We start from the raw sequence: 14,084 nt of genomic DNA, 5'->3' as shown, positions 1-14,084 counted from the left end.
GTTCTGAAGCGGGGCGGGAGGCGAGCGCTTAAAATGCAGGCATTCCCGTTCCGTCCTATTTCCCATGAAAATCATCCGCAGCAAAACCTTCACTGCTGAGCGTGCCTGGGGCGCGCTCGACATCGCCAATATGAATGGCATCACCACGCGCCTGCATTGGACCGATCAGCCCTACAAATGGCACATCAACGATGGCGAAGAGGTTTTCGCCGTGCTTGATGGCCGCGTGGAAATGCGTTACCGCGAAGAAGGCGCCGAGCATTCGACGATGCTCGAAACGGGCGATGTGTTTTACGCGTCGATCGGCACCGAGCACGTCGCGCACCCGCTCGGTGAAGCGCGCATTCTCGTAATCGAAAAAGCGGGCAGCGTTTAAAGCGATTTTATGGCCGCCATCGAGAATCCCATTGCCAGCCGGGTCTTCGCGCCTTCGCAACTGTCGATTGGCCTGTCGCTGCCGATGCTGGCGCCGTCATCTCCCATCGCCGATTTTCGCGAGCAGGTTGCGCTCGCGCAGCATGCGGACGCGCGTGGTTTTCGCGCGCTCTGGGTGCGCGATGTACCGCTCAATAGCGCCGACTATCCCGATCCGGTTGGCCATCTCGATCCGTGGGTTTTGCTCGGCGCGCTCGCGACTCATACACAACGCGCGGCGCTGATCAGCGGCGCCATCGTGCTGACGCTGCGCCATCCGCTGCATATTGCCAAAGGCGCGGTATCGGTGAGTCACCTGTCCGATAAGCGCTTTATTCTGGGCCTCGGCTCCGGCGATCGACCTGCGGAATACGCGGCGTTTGGTGAAGAGGGCGAAGCGCGTCGCGAACTCTATCGGCGTCATTGGGACACGCTGGCCGCTGCGCTCGCGCTGGATTCGCGCATCGTGCCGGATCTCACATCAGCCGATGCACCCGAGTTTTTCCTGCTGCCACGCCCTGAATTGCCAGTGCCGATGCTGGCAGTGGGCTCGGGTGGGCAAAGCGTGGACTGGATTGCGCGTAACTCGATCGGCTGGATGACGTATCACCGCGAACCCGAAGCACAACGCGCGCGTTACGCGCTTTGGCGCGCCGCTGTGGCACGCGTTGCGCCCGATGCGTTTCGTGCCTTCGGCACCGCGATGCGCCTGCATTTGAGCGACGATGCGCATGAACCGGCAACACCGGTTTCGCTCGGTTATCGCACGGGTCGCGTGGCGCTGGTCGAGCTGCTCGAGGCCATGCGGGAAGCGGGCATGCATCACGTGACCTTCAATCTGGGTACGGAGCGGCCCGCGCGCGAAGTCATCGACGAACTCGCCGCCGACGTGTTGCCGCATTTCCACGCGGAGTGACGCCGCGCCTACTTCTTCATCATCGCTTCGACCAGGAAGTGAAACGGCAACGTGAGCAGCACCGTGGCGCCGAAACCTACGCACCAGAGGATGAACATCCACTTGAGGTTGTGCAGAAAACCCTTGCGTTGATCGGTGGGTTGTTGCGCCATGATGCAGCCTCCCCTGGCTTTTTTATCGAGCGCTACGCCGTCGCCAATCGTCAGACCAGCGATCATGCCAACCGGGCCGCCGACGACATCTCGTGGCTGCGGATTGGCTCATCAGAGAAAGATAGGCAATCCGGCAGGAGAGTGAAAAGAATTTTGCCGCGTTCCCGCCAATAGTTTTGATTCGCTATCGGCGATAAGGCGCGTTAGTGGCGGGCATGTAATGTGATTTTTCGCCCGCCACGGCGCGTATAAAGTGCGTTGAATGAATTGCGTTGAATGCCTTCGATCAGTCGAGCGATGCGTCGCAAGCGCAATCGAGACTGGCCGCCGCGCTTTGCCGTTGCGAAACGGCCAGACGTTGCAGCGTCACAAGGCCGAGCAGGGCGAGCGCGAGTCCCAGCAGAAAATCGGCGTGCACGCCCGCACGGTCGACAATCGTGCCGCCTACGGCCGAACCCAGCGCAATCGCCACCTGAATCACGCTCACGAACATGGCCGAACCGGCTTCGGGCAGATCGGTCGTATCGCGCTGAATCCAGACGCTGAAGCACAGCGGCAGGGCGCCGAAAGCGATGCCCCACAACAGCATGCCAACCGTCTCGCCGATGGGCGAATGTTCGAGCAACAGCATCGAAGACATGGCGGCCAGCAGCAACAAGACCATCGCCGCGACGGACTTCTTCAGATGATCTGAAATCACCGTCGACGTCAGTGCATTCGAGAAAAAGCCGATCAGACCGAAACCGAACAGCAGCAAGGTCATCGCGTTCAGCGAGAAATCGTGCTCGAGCAGCGGCGCGATATACGTATAAGTCGAAAAATGCGCGCCGAAGACCAGCGCGACCATCAGCATGCTCAGTCGCGTGTGCGGGCGGCGCAGCAAGGTACGGAAATCGGCGATACGCAATGCCGATGCCGACGGCAGCGACGGCACCAGAAACGCCTGCGCCAGCAACGCGAGCGCAACGAGACCGGCCGTGGCCGCAAAGGCGAAACGCCAGGACGAAAACGACGCGATAAAGGTGCCGAGCGGCACGCCGGCCACGGTGGCACAGGTCACGCCGGTGAGGATCGTCGCGGTGGCTTTGGCGGCGTCTTTGCCTTCGACAAGGCGCGGCGCGGCGGCGGTCGCGAGCGTCCAGAAACCGCCCAGCGCGGCGCCGAGCAGCGCGCGTCCCACCAGCATGATGGGCAGATTCGGCGCGATGGCGCACAGAATGTTCGCGACCAGCAGCACGGCAGTGAGCAAAAGGAACACGAAGCGGCGATCCATGCGGCCGGCGCTGACGATCAGCATTGGCGCGGAGATCGCGGCCAGCACGCCCGGCGTGGTGACCATCAAGCCAGCCATGCCCGTGGAGACGCCCAGATCGTGCGCGATCTGCGGCAACAAGCCGACGGGCAAAAACTCAGCGGTCACGAACGCGAACGCGCTCATGGCCACCGCAACGACAGATAGCCATTGACTCGCGGACGTCGATTTGTCATCCAGGCTTGCTGGAGTCGGACGGATATCTATTTGCATGACGGCCTTGATTGGGATTCAGGCGTCGTATTCTAGTCAGGGTTTCTCCCAGGAAAAAGCGGCGAATGCTGAAAAGACAAGATAGTGAGGCTGAACAATGCGGGGTCGGGATGTGCGGTCTGGATTTGTTATTTAACATAAGATAAATTAACGCACTTTTTTAGCGATAAAAAAACGCTCCAGATCTCCTCAATCTGGAGCGCGACCACACGCTATTTCAATCGATAAACCCGAATCAGCACGGCATCGCGGCCGGGCCGCAGGCTATCGAGCGTGCCCACGTACACGCTGTCGTTGACCCAGCCGTAAGTGCCTTGCGGCGCGATCAGATCGATATTCGAAAACACGGCTTCGCCGGGCGCGCGCTGTGCCGGCGCGAGCACATGATTCGACACGCTGATAATCGCGCCATCGTCGGTTTTCAACTCGTACGTCGCAGAAAGCTGCTTGAAGCCGTCACGACGCACCAGTTGCCGATCCGCGCCGCCAGGCAGCACGACGCCATGCAGCTTCGGCCCCGAGAACGTCCCGCCGACGATCGGCACCATGCGCCGCTCGCCGGTCGGCGATTCGCCCAGGGATAATGTCGGCGCAAGATCGCAGGTAATTTCCATCACGAGTTCGCCCGAAGGGATATGTGCCGGCGGCGCCTCGGCCGCGAACGCAGTGTGAGCCGCCGTGCCCGCGAGCATCAACGTCACGCCCAGGCGTCGGAATTGCCGCGCAAAAGAACTCCGCATGATCTGTCTCCTCATCATCAGTTAGCGGCGCACACGAAGCTCGACGCATCGTGCGGATCGCCCTTCGTATAGCGTGCGGTTTGCGGATACGGACACAGCGGACGCGTCAATCCCGCCGCGAGTTTCGAGCCCGATTTGCTGCCTGCATGGGCGGTGATGGCATCGGGCGCCTGGCCGTCTTCGACCCATTTCACCATCGCATCGAGCGAATCGAAACTGTCCAGCGCGTAGTCGCCGCCCGAGCAATGATTCATGCCCGGCACGATATAGAGCCGCGCAAAAGCGCCTGTCTGCGCGCCATAGGCCTGGTGCAGTTTCTGGTAATAATCGATCGTGTCCGTGACCGAGAAAACCGGATCGCTGCCGCCGTGATAAATCAGCAATTTACCGCCGCGCGCCTTGAATGCATTCAGATCGACTGAATCGGCGTCCATGAATTGCGTGGCCGATTGCGGATATTCAGGCGTGGTGTTGTCGATGCCTTGTGCGAGATCGCTCAGCGAAGCCGTATAGATATCGAAAGATTGACGCGGCGGCGTCGAGAAAACGTATTGCATGGAGCCTGCGCCCAGCGTTTCCGCCCGCGATGGATGCTGGTCGTCGCCCAGTTTCCACTCGCGCCAGTTCGCGCTGGCGATGCCCGTATCGTAGGGCCACGGCGTATAAAGCACGCGTCCATCCGGCGTTTTCGCACCATTAAAAACGGCATGCAGCGCGGCAACCTGTTTGGGCAACAGACATCGATCGGTCTTTGCGCCCTTGCATTGCAAAACCACGGGATCGAATCGGCAGCTATCGGGCCGGTAAATAAATCCGTCGTGCGCGCCATCCTGATTGCCGCATTGGCCGCGCACGGCATCCGCAATCAGATTGAGATCGCCCTGCGAAAATGCGCGGCCAAGCATGACGCGCCCGTCCGCGCTTTTGGGCGCGGCGCGGCTAAAGGCCTGTGTGTCCGCGACCTGCGCGATGGCGGCGTGAGGCAGCCGATAACCCGGATCGCCGGAAATAATGCCGTCGAATTCCGAGCCGTAGCGCTGCATCGCCTGCAGCGCTTCCTGGCCGCCCTTCGAACAGCCCGCGAAATACGAGTGTTTCGGCGCTTCGCCATAGAACGCCTGAATCACGCGTTTCGCGGCTTGCGTGACGGGGCCAATCGATCGATAGCCATAATCGAGGCGCGCGCGCGGATCGACGCCGAATCCCGCGTTCTGGTCTTCGCTATGGCCCGCGTCGGAGCTGACTACGGCAAAGCCGCGCGAAAGCGCCGATGGCCCGTCACGCCACGAAGGAATCACGCCGATGGCCGGCAGCACGATACCGTCGCTACCGCCTCCGCCTTGATAGAAGAAACGCCCTGTCCATTTCAACGGCAATCGCAACTGGAAATGCATGCCGTATTGCGCGTTTGTCGCCGCCCCGCCGGATTTATTCACCGGTGCGGGTACGCCCGTGCGCGGCTCCAGCACGCCTTCTACAAGGCAATACGCCGGTGCATTTGAAGCGCCCGTCACCCATTTCGCCGATGTCACCTTGCCATCGCCGAGCGCCAGCGTGGCGAGTTGCGTGCAGGCTGCCGCTTGCGGGGTATCGGCGGCAGCGCCTGGCGTTTGCGCGGTACTGCCAGACTGCACACAGCCCGCCAATGAAGCGGCGAAGGAAGCCGCAAGCGTCAGCGCGGCGACATACGCTGCCCGTTGCTTCGTCGATTCGATGCAATACGTCATATTCGAATGATCTCGTTGGTGTGAATCATGCGGCCTAGAAGCGATGCGAAATGCCCGCGCCTACGGCCACGGTGTTCTGCCCTGCCACGCCGCCCGTGAGCGAAGCCGTCATCAGATTAGTCAAGCCGTTCGCCTTGTTTTTCGCATTCATCAAACCGGCATACACATAAAGATCCGTCGATTTGGAAAGGAAATAATCCTGGCTCAACACGAACGTGCTCGTCGCGTTCTGCGTGTTCCGGCGGTCCTCCGCCCAGTAATAAGCGAACGTGAGTTTGTATGCGGGCGTAACGAACCAGTTCGCGCCCGCCTGAATCACGCGGATATCCGATGGCCCCGTCACGCCGAATTGCGAAATCGCATTACCCTGCGGCTGGTCGTAATCGGTCCACGCCGCCTTGAGCGTGACAGGCCCGACCTTGTAGCCGCCACCCAGCGACCACACACGCAGATCGCGCTCGCCATTCGTATCGTTCTTCTGCACGAAGGCCGCCTCGCCGATCAAATGCTCGTCCTCATACGCGGCGCCTACCGACACGGCGCGCCCTTGCGACAGGCTGCCAGCCTGATTGCCGAAGTGATAAAGCGCGCCCAGATAAAGCTTGTCGGTCTTATAACTGTATGAAACCGAATTCGATTCATACACGGTCGTGCCCGAGGTCGTGCTCTTGCCCTCCAGGAAATTCCAGAAACCCGCCGAACTGAAGGCCTGTTTTAATTCGCGCGGATCGACGCGGCCGAATGCGTAATACGCCGGATCGAGTTGCTGACCGGCCGTGAATTGACCATATGAAGACCGCAGAAAGACATTGGCGTAATGCCCGAAGATCGTATTGCTCGGCGACATGGCGCCCGTGCCAAGGCTGAATTGCCCTTCCAGTTGAAAGCCTGCCTTGACGCCGCCGCCCAGATCTTCCAGGCCAATCAATCCCCAGCGATTGCTGCTGTTGCCGCCGGAACTGAACAGAAAGTTGCTATGCGATGTGGGGCCGCCCGCGCCGGGACCGCCGTTCTTGTTCTGATACAGCAAACCGCCATCGACCACGCCGTAAAGCGTGACGCTATTCTGGGCGTGCGCCACGCCCGCTCCGATCAGACACGCGCCCAGGCAAAGTGCTTTCTTCATGCTATCTCCGAACCTCGTTAATTGGAATCGTCGCGCTTGTTGTCGCGATCGAATAATTATTTCGTCATGCTTATTACATCGAGGGTAAGTAGCCATTCATAACGCTTGCCACTTACCCTTCCCCGCCTTTAATGAACCGTAGTCCGACGCTGCGCACGCCACGCCGTCACTGCCGCGATTACAGCAACCGGCACGCTTGCGCCGATCACCGTTGCCGCGCTCGCGCCGCCTGCCAGCAATTGCCCCGCTGCGAGCGGCCCGACAATCGAGCCGATCCGCCCGACTGCCACGGCCGCGCCCACGCCGGTGCCGCGCATACGTGTGGCGTAACTCGCGGCAGCCAGCGCGTAGAGCATCGATTGCGCGCCCACCACGCCCATGCCGGCGAGCAGCACCGCAAACGCGATCCACGTAGCGTCATGCGCCACGGCCAGCATGAAAAGCGCCGCCACAATCGCGCCATAAATCGCCGCAACAACACGGCGCGGATTCGTGCGGTCCATCAACACGCCCACGGCCAGCACGCCCACTACGCTGCCCACATTGAAGAAAATCTGCGTGATGCCGGCCTGCGTGCGCGACAGTCCGCGGCTCACGATCAGCGAGGGCAGCCAGTTGAGCAGGAAATACAGCACGATCAGCGTGCAGAAGAAACTCAGCCAGATTTGCAGCGTGGCCGCGGCGCGCCCTTCGCCAAACAGCACCGTCAACGCAGGCGGCGGCCCGTCTGCTGCGCGCGTGCTCCGTTCTGCACGCTCCGCATACGCACGCGATTCGGGCAGCCAAGCGAGAATCAGCGGCGCAACCAGCAGCGGCGCCAGCCCGCCCGTGTAGAAGATGTGTCGCCACGCCGTATCGCCCACGCTCATCACGCCGATCAGCGCGGCCAGTGCGCCGCCCAAGGGCATGCCGCAATACATGATGCTGACCGCCGTATTGCGCCGCTGCGGCGAGACCGCTTCGGAAGACAGCGCGATCAGATTCGGCATCGCGCCGCCCAGCCCCAGGCCCGTGCACAGGCGCGCGACCAGCAGCATCGCAAAGGTGCTGACCTGCGCCGTGAGCAGCGAAAACAGCCCGAAAGCAATCATCGAAATCAGCAGTACGCGCTTGCGCCCGATGCGATCGGCGAGCCGTCCGCCGATCATCGCGCCCGGCAACAGGCCGACCATGCCCGCGCTGAACGCCATTCCCATCTGGCTCACGCTCAGGCCGAATTCGCGCGCCATGCGCGGCGCGGCCACGCCCGTCGATTGCAGGTCGATGCCTTCCAGCACCGCCACGGTAAAGCACAAACCCAGTACCCATGCCACGCTGGCGGCGCGGCGTGTGGCCAGCGTCGTCGTCGATGTCTCCACGTCTGTCTCCTTGCCTCGTTGTAATGTCGTTTGCAGATCGGTGGTGTTGCGCGGCCTAGATCGGATAGTGACGCGGCCCCGTTTGCACCGTGATCCAGCGCAGATCCGTGAATTCGGCAATCGACGCCTTGCTGCCGAAGCGTCCATAACCGCTCGCCTTCACTCCACCGAACGGCATTTGCGCTTCGTCGTGCACGGTCGGCCCATTGATATGGCAGATGCCCGATTCAATACGTTTTGCCAGTTGCATCGCGCGCGCAATATCGCGGCTGAAAATGGCCGCCGATAAACCAAACTCACTGTCGTTCGCCACCGCGAGCGCTTCTTCGTCGTTATCGACGCGCTGCACCGTCACGACCGGGCCGAATGATTCATCGGCATAGAGTTTCATTTCGCGCGTGACATTCTCGACAATCACGGGCTGCATGATGGCGCCATGCACTTCGCAGCCCAGCGGCAATGCAGCGCCCTTCTCGCGCGCGTCTTCCACCAGCGCGCGAACGCGCCGTGCGGAAGCCTCGCTTTCCAGCGTGCCGAGAATCGAGCCCGGCTGCGTGGGGTCGCCGGCCTTGAGCGTGCGCGCCTTCGCCACGAGTTTTTCCACAAAGGCATCGGCAATTTTTCGATCGACGATCACGCGCTCCGTCGACATGCAGATTTGCCCCTGGTTGAAAAACGCGCCGAAGGCAATGCCTTCGACCGCTGCGTCGAGATCGGCATCGTCGAGCACCAGCACGGGCGCCTTGCCGCCGAGTTCGAGCAGCGCCGGCTTCAGATGGCGCGCGGCGAGTTCCGCAACGATCTTGCCCACGCGCGTGGAGCCGGTGAAATTCACGCGTTTGACGGCGGGGTTCGCAATCAGGCGCTCGACGATCTGCGGCGCGTCCTCGGGCGCATGCGTGACGACGTTGACTACGCCAGCGCCCAGGCCTGCATCGTCGAGCACTTCGCCGATCAGCGCGTGCACGCCAGGGCAGCCTTCGGAGGCCTTGAGCACGACCGTGTTGCCGCAGGCGAGCGGCATGGCCAGCGCGCGCGTGGCGAGAATCACGGGCGCATTCCAGGGCGCCATGCCCAGCACCACGCCGCAGGGCTGGCGTACGGCCATCGCCAGGCTGCCCGGCACGTCCGACGGCAACACGGCGCCGTCGATCTGCGTGGTCATCGCTGCGGCCTCGCGCAGCATGTTGGCGGCGAGCATCACGTTGAAGCCGTACCAGTTCGCCATTGCGCCCGTTTCGGCGGCGCCGGTCGCGATGAACTCGGGCGCGCGCGCATCCATGCGATCGGCGGCGGCAAGCAGGCGCTTGCGGCGTTCGGTGGGCGTGAGCGCGGCCCATGCCGGGAAAGCGCTCGCTGCGGCCGCCACGGCGGCATCGGCATCTTCCACGGTCGCGGCGGCGGCGCGCGTGGCCACATCGCCCGTGGCCGGGTTGATCCGCGCGAAGGTCTCGCCGTTCGACGCCGCGCGCGTCTGGCCGCCAATCAGCAGGCTGGCTTCATGCATGGTCTTGTCTCCAAACCGTGTGTTTTCTGATGAGGTTGCCGCGATGTGCCCGGCAAATCTCCTGTGCCGGCATCCGCAGCGTGATCTCAATTTACTATCAGGCTTCCTGATATGTAAAGTAGAATGTGGCCCGACTGGTACAAACCCGAGATCGGTCTGCTGCGCCCACACCACAACAAAACCGGAGACACCCATGAACATCGATACGCTCGTCGCCATCGACACGCACGTGCACGCCGAAGTGTCGTGCTGCCAGCCGCCCGATCTGTTCGCCAAGGAGTTCGATGAAGCCGCCGACAAATACTTCGGCACCGTACTCAAGCAAGGCCGCCGCCCCACGATCCCCGAAACCATCGCGCACTATCGCGAACGCCAGATTGGTTTCGTGATGTTCACGGTCGATTGCGAGTCGAATATCGGGCGGCGAAGAATCAGTAATGAAGAAATTGCCGGGTTTGCGCAAGAAAACGCCGACATCATGATTGCGTTTGCGAGTATCGATCCGCACAAGGGCAAGTTCGGCGCGCGCGAAGCACGGCGGCTGATCGAGGAGCACGGCGTACGGGGTTTCAAGTTTCACCCCACCATGCAGGGCTTTTTCGCCAACGAACGCATGGCCTACCCGCTTTACGAAGTGATTGCCGAATACGGTCTGCCCGCCGTGTTTCATAGCGGTCATTCGGGCATGGGCTCGGGCATGCGCGGCGGCGGTGGCTTGCGCCTCAAATATTCGGAGCCGATTTATCTCGACGACGTCGCGGCCGATTTCCCCGATATGAAGATCGTGATCGCCCATCCGTCCTGGCCGTGGCAGGAGCAGGCGCTTTCGATCGCCTTGCACAAACCCAATGTCTATATCGATCTTTCCGGCTGGTCGCCGAAATACTTCTCGCCGGAACTCGTGAAGTACGCCAATTCGCTGTTGCGCGAACGCGTGCTGTTCGCGTCGGATTTTCCGCTGATCCGGCCCGACCGCTGGATCGCCGATTTCGATACGCTCGATATCAAACCCGAAGTCAGACCGCTGATTCTTAAGGAGAATGCGGTGCGCCTGCTCGGTCTTGGTGCGCAGGCATAAAGATGGGGTAATGAATCGCTCTCGCCCTAATTGATCGGATTGACGGCTCGCAAATGGCGAAGCAGACTCACCGTGGTTGGCATTGACACAAGTTTGTCAACAAAGCCCCCGGTAGCCTGCGGCCATTTGCGGAGTTCAAGCACGCAAATGCGCGTGGTAAGTTAGATTCGTCTGATCATTTAAATACTGAGAGACAGAATCGTGATTCGATCGCCAGAGAGACACGCGCACAACGCCACACTTGCGGCTGATGCGCACCGCAGAACCTACGCGATGAACCGACTCCACAAGGCCATGGGCAGGCTGATGAACGCGCGTTCCCCCGACGAACAGGGGCTCGCAACGCGCTGGGTCTACGCCTGGAGCGGCGCCATTGGAGAGCGCCGGATCGAAGAACTGATTGCCAGCCGCGAAAGCGACACGCTGTCCGCGCAGTAGAATTCCTCGCTCTACCAGGCTCATTTCTTTTTAGTTCTGAAATTCGGCGCCCAGTCCGTTGCCGCTCAACGATTGCGTTAGCAACAACTCCGATCCGGCGCCGACATGAATGGCGTGCATGCGCCCTCGCAACGCTGACGGCGGGAAATCTGTCTTTATCGAATCTGGCCGCCGTGGCCTTTCCGAACCGGCGCAAACCCGCAATCTGGAAACACACATCGAACTCGGACTCAACGCAGTTTCTGGCTTAGCTACCAAAGTAGATATTGCAGAACGAAACCGGGCCCACGCATTCATCTTTCTTTTCAACCGGCTTTTGCTGCTCGACGCGGCCGATTACCTGATTGGCCGAAGCATCCTGGCTGGCCACGACATTCTCGGCGGCCGACGGGTGGGCATGGTTGCCTTGGGCATAAGCGGTAGCGGCACAAAGCGACATTGCAACCACGAGGCAGTGCAGAACTTTCACGACTCTTCTCCTTGATTCGCGGCGTCAAAGTGCCGCGACAGGACGAACTATAGTTCGCCATTCCGGACCGATTAAGCGCGCCGAAAGCAAGGGTCCGTTCCACGTAATCCGATGGAATCGTTGCCCGGTTTGCGCGTAACTTGATGCCGGCGTGTAACGTGAAAAAGCGCCGTTGCGGCAATCTCAAGACACTATTGCGCCCCTGACAGCACTCATCTGTAGATTCGCAAACCCTTGATGAATAAGGCTTTGGCCGACATTCACAGATAACCCGCAAAGGTCCATTTCCAGACTGCGACTATATGTAGCAGGGTCAAAGCCTTAGCATTCTTCCCGTCTTTAAAGAACCCACATTGCGGATAAGCGACGGCGAATGACTATGCTGGAAAATGCACAGGACAAGGCAGGCAACGACCTGGAAAAGGTCGATATCCTCTTTATCGGCGGCGGCATCATGAGTGCGACGCTTGGCGTCCTGCTTCATGAACTCGAACCGGGCTGGTCGATGACGATGGTCGAACGGCTGGGCGAAGTCGCTGCGGAAAGCTCGAATGGCTGGAATAACGCAGGCACCGGCCACACAGCGCTCGCGGAGCTGAATTACACGCCGCAGACCTCGTCCGGCACGGTCGATATCGCCAAGGCTGTGCGCATCAATGAAGATTTTCAGATCTCGCGTCAATTCTGGGCGTGGGGCGTGAACCGCGGGATCTTGAAGCAGCCGCGTTCGTTCATCAACACGACACCGCATATGAGTTTCGTGTGGGGCGAAGAGAATGTGCGCTTCCTGAAGGCGCGCCATGACGCGCTGCGAAAGAATTCGCTATTTCAGAGCATGCAGTATTCGGAGTCGCACAAGGATATTGCCGAGTGGGTTCCACTCATGATGGAAGGTCGCGACGCGCGCCAGAAAGTGGCCGCAACGTGGTCCTCGATGGGCACCGACGTGAATTTCGGCGAAATCACCCATCAATTCGTGCGCCATCTGCAAACCCAGTCGAACTTCAATTTGTTGCTCAATAGCGATGTCCAGCAGATTGCACGCAACGACGACGGTTCGTGGCGCGTGACGCTGGGCGATACGCGCACGCATGCCAGGACGCGGCGCATCGATGCCCGCTTTGTCTTCGTGGGCGCAGGCGGCGGCTCGCTGCCCTTGCTGCAGGCATCCGGTATTCCTGAGGCGAAGGCCTACGGCGGATTTCCCGTAGGCGGCTCGTTCCTCGTGACCGAAGACACCGGCATCACCTGCCGTCACTTTGCGAAAGTCTATGGCAAGGCATCGGTCGGCTCGCCGCCCATGTCGGTTCCGCATCTGGATACACGTATTCTCGACGGTAAAAAAGCGCTGCTATTCGGGCCATTCGCCACGTTCTCGACCAAGTTTCTGAAGAACGGCTCGTATAGCGATCTGCTGGCGAGCACACGCATGAATAACATCGTGCCGATGGCACGCGTGGGCCTTTCCGAGTTTTCGCTGATCAAATATCTGGCGAGCCAATTAATGCTCTCCGATAGCGATCGCCTCCACGCATTGCAGGAATATCTGCCCGGCGCGCGCCAGCAGGACTGGCGCCTGTGGCAGGCCGGTCAACGCGTGCAGATTATCAAGCGCGACAAACTCAAGGGCGGCGTGCTCAAACTGGGCACGGAAATCGTCTGCGCGAAGGACGGCAGTATCGCCGGTCTGCTGGGCGCTTCGCCCGGCGCTTCCACGGCCGCGCCCATCATGCTCGGCCTGCTGGAAACGGCTTTCAGGGAACGTCTGCGCACGCCCGCGTGGCAAGAGAAAATCCGCAAGATCATTCCCGGATATGGCACGCAACTTTCGGCGAATCCGCGCAAGGCTTATGAATCGTTGAATGCGACCAGCGAAGTGCTGCAATTGAGCGCGCCGCCGAAATGGGAGCCCGCTGGCCGTGCCGTGGCCGATCTCGCCGTTGCGCAAGACTCATTTGCCTGATTGAAGACCGCAATGCCAATGAATAGTGCGAACCCCGCCGCCTACGTCATTCAAGGCGTGACCCGCAAAGGCAAGACTTTTCGGCCCAGCGACTGGTCCGAGCGGCTGGCCGGCGCGATGTCGAGTTTTGGGCCGCGGGCGCGCGGCGTCCGCAAAGCAGACCTGCATCTGCGTTACTCGCTTTACGTCAGCCCGATGATTATCGGCAATCTGAAATGCGTCGTGCTCGACGCCAGGCTGCGCGACATTGCGCCCTACGCTTTCGACTTCGTTCTGCGTTTCGCCAAAGACAATGACCTCGTGGTCGAAAGTCAAAGCCAGGCTGCGAAGTAACGGCAACCCACTCCCGCATTCAGCCCTCGTCAGGACGCGCCGCAATCCTGCTGTTTTCACTATTGAAGTCGATTTGTTTTTTTACGCTGCGAGAGGTTTTAGCATGGCAGAAGCCGCAAAAAAACCGAGGCCGGAATACCGGAACATCGGGCTTGGGCAGATATTGTTCGCATACCGCCTGCCGTTGGCCGGTCGCGTATCGATCGGTCACCGCGTGAGCGGTGCACTTCTATTCATTTTCCTGCCTTTCCTGTTGTTCCTGTTTGACCAGAGCCTCACTTCGGAACTCAGCTTCGAAGTCTTCCGGGGCTTCCTCTCCAACATCATCGTCAAGCTCG

Annotated in this window: 15 protein-coding genes; 7 read left to right on the top strand and 8 right to left on the bottom strand. The window is 60.6% G+C overall.

The window, feature by feature from the left end; genetic code table 11:
* Window positions 1–64 precede the first annotated feature (64 nt).
* Together G3N59_RS23500 and G3N59_RS23495 are read left to right on the top strand one after the other, a co-directional pair.
* Entirely contained in the window at window positions 65–376 is a 312-nt protein-coding gene (locus G3N59_RS23500) for a cupin domain-containing protein (RefSeq protein WP_205985193.1), read from the top strand.
* A 9-nt stretch (window positions 377–385) separates the two neighbouring features.
* Complete coding sequence (locus G3N59_RS23495; RefSeq protein ID WP_205985192.1) at window positions 386–1,330, top strand: LLM class oxidoreductase; 945 nt, start codon at window positions 386–388, stop codon at window positions 1,328–1,330.
* 8 nt (window positions 1,331–1,338) lie between these two features.
* Here the strand turns inward: G3N59_RS23495 and G3N59_RS23490 are convergent, their stop codons facing one another.
* From G3N59_RS23490 to G3N59_RS23460, 7 genes are all read right to left on the bottom strand, one after another.
* Window positions 1,339–1,548 carry a hypothetical protein gene (locus tag G3N59_RS23490; protein WP_205985191.1) on the bottom strand — a complete coding sequence of 70 codons (210 nt, stop codon included), beginning with the start codon at window positions 1,546–1,548 and terminating at the stop codon, window positions 1,339–1,341.
* Between the two features lie 220 nt (window positions 1,549–1,768).
* Entirely contained in the window at window positions 1,769–3,007 is a 1,239-nt protein-coding gene (locus G3N59_RS23485; protein ID WP_205985190.1) for an MFS transporter, read from the bottom strand.
* Window positions 3,008–3,219: 212 nt separating this feature from the next.
* Window positions 3,220–3,747, bottom strand: coding sequence for a DUF3237 domain-containing protein (locus tag G3N59_RS23480; protein ID WP_241023879.1), 528 nt, complete (start codon window positions 3,745–3,747; stop codon window positions 3,220–3,222).
* A gap of 17 nt (window positions 3,748–3,764) precedes the next feature.
* Window positions 3,765–5,474, bottom strand: a complete 1,710-nt coding sequence (locus G3N59_RS23475) for a tannase/feruloyl esterase family alpha/beta hydrolase (RefSeq protein WP_205985188.1) — start codon at window positions 5,472–5,474, stop codon at window positions 3,765–3,767.
* Between the two features lie 34 nt (window positions 5,475–5,508).
* Window positions 5,509–6,600, bottom strand: coding sequence for a porin (locus G3N59_RS23470; protein ID WP_205985187.1), 1,092 nt, complete (start codon window positions 6,598–6,600; stop codon window positions 5,509–5,511).
* A gap of 128 nt (window positions 6,601–6,728) precedes the next feature.
* Complete coding sequence (gene mhpT, locus G3N59_RS23465; RefSeq protein WP_346777922.1) at window positions 6,729–7,958, bottom strand: 3-(3-hydroxy-phenyl)propionate transporter MhpT; 1,230 nt, start codon at window positions 7,956–7,958, stop codon at window positions 6,729–6,731.
* Between the two features lie 55 nt (window positions 7,959–8,013).
* Window positions 8,014–9,465: an aldehyde dehydrogenase gene (locus G3N59_RS23460; protein WP_205985185.1), complete on the bottom strand. Its 1,452-nt coding sequence runs from the start codon at window positions 9,463–9,465 to the stop codon at window positions 8,014–8,016.
* 193 nt (window positions 9,466–9,658) lie between these two features.
* Here G3N59_RS23460 and G3N59_RS23455 point away from each other — a divergent pair, with 193 nt between their 5' ends.
* Window positions 9,659–10,543 (top strand): amidohydrolase family protein, encoded by an 885-nt coding sequence (locus tag G3N59_RS23455; RefSeq protein ID WP_205985184.1) that lies wholly within the window; start codon window positions 9,659–9,661, stop codon window positions 10,541–10,543.
* Between the two features lie 273 nt (window positions 10,544–10,816).
* A complete protein-coding gene (locus G3N59_RS23450; RefSeq protein ID WP_205985183.1) occupies window positions 10,817–10,981 on the top strand; it encodes a hypothetical protein in 165 nt (54 codons plus the stop codon).
* Between the two features lie 247 nt (window positions 10,982–11,228).
* Here G3N59_RS23450 and G3N59_RS23445 read toward each other — a convergent pair whose 3' ends face one another.
* Window positions 11,229–11,450, bottom strand: a complete 222-nt coding sequence (locus tag G3N59_RS23445) for a hypothetical protein (protein ID WP_205985182.1) — start codon at window positions 11,448–11,450, stop codon at window positions 11,229–11,231.
* Between the two features lie 373 nt (window positions 11,451–11,823).
* Between G3N59_RS23445 and mqo the strand changes: the two genes are divergently transcribed.
* The 3 genes from mqo to sdhC all read left to right on the top strand — a co-directional run.
* Window positions 11,824–13,413 carry a malate dehydrogenase (quinone) gene (gene mqo / locus G3N59_RS23440; protein ID WP_205985181.1) on the top strand — a complete coding sequence of 530 codons (1,590 nt, stop codon included), beginning with the start codon at window positions 11,824–11,826 and terminating at the stop codon, window positions 13,411–13,413.
* Window positions 13,414–13,431: 18 nt separating this feature from the next.
* Window positions 13,432–13,746, top strand: a complete 315-nt coding sequence (locus tag G3N59_RS23435; RefSeq protein ID WP_205985294.1) for a DUF3579 domain-containing protein — start codon at window positions 13,432–13,434, stop codon at window positions 13,744–13,746.
* A gap of 103 nt (window positions 13,747–13,849) precedes the next feature.
* Window positions 13,850–14,084, top strand: a 235-nt coding sequence (sdhC, locus tag G3N59_RS23430; protein ID WP_205985180.1) for a succinate dehydrogenase, cytochrome b556 subunit, incomplete at its 3' end; no start/stop codon positions are given.

Origin of the sequence: Paraburkholderia sp. Ac-20340 (genome assembly GCF_017104965.1) — a bacterium.
Classification (GTDB): domain Bacteria; phylum Pseudomonadota; class Gammaproteobacteria; order Burkholderiales; family Burkholderiaceae; genus Paraburkholderia.
This window is presented reverse-complemented; position numbering and strand designations above follow the sequence as displayed.

Excerpts from the sequence above, each read along its gene's own strand:
- G3N59_RS23500 (WP_205985193.1), top strand. The coding sequence starts at position 65 with ATGAAAATCATCCGCAGCAAAACCTTCACTGCTGAGCGTGCCTGGGGC.
- G3N59_RS23495 (WP_205985192.1), top strand. The coding sequence starts at position 386 with ATGGCCGCCATCGAGAATCCCATTGCCAGCCGGGTCTTCGCGCCTTCG.
- G3N59_RS23490 (WP_205985191.1), bottom strand. The coding sequence starts at position 1,548 with ATGATCGCTGGTCTGACGATTGGCGACGGCGTAGCGCTCGATAAAAAA.
- G3N59_RS23485 (WP_205985190.1), bottom strand. The coding sequence starts at position 3,007 with ATGCAAATAGATATCCGTCCGACTCCAGCAAGCCTGGATGACAAATCG.
- G3N59_RS23480 (WP_241023879.1), bottom strand. The coding sequence starts at position 3,747 with ATGCGGAGTTCTTTTGCGCGGCAATTCCGACGCCTGGGCGTGACGTTG.
- G3N59_RS23475 (WP_205985188.1), bottom strand. The coding sequence starts at position 5,474 with ATGACGTATTGCATCGAATCGACGAAGCAACGGGCAGCGTATGTCGCC.
- G3N59_RS23470 (WP_205985187.1), bottom strand. The coding sequence starts at position 6,600 with ATGAAGAAAGCACTTTGCCTGGGCGCGTGTCTGATCGGAGCGGGCGTG.
- G3N59_RS23460 (WP_205985185.1), bottom strand. The coding sequence starts at position 9,465 with ATGCATGAAGCCAGCCTGCTGATTGGCGGCCAGACGCGCGCGGCGTCG.
- G3N59_RS23455 (WP_205985184.1), top strand. The coding sequence starts at position 9,659 with ATGAACATCGATACGCTCGTCGCCATCGACACGCACGTGCACGCCGAA.
- G3N59_RS23450 (WP_205985183.1), top strand. The coding sequence starts at position 10,817 with ATGAACCGACTCCACAAGGCCATGGGCAGGCTGATGAACGCGCGTTCC.
- mqo (WP_205985181.1), top strand. The coding sequence starts at position 11,824 with ATGACTATGCTGGAAAATGCACAGGACAAGGCAGGCAACGACCTGGAA.
- G3N59_RS23435 (WP_205985294.1), top strand. The coding sequence starts at position 13,432 with ATGAATAGTGCGAACCCCGCCGCCTACGTCATTCAAGGCGTGACCCGC.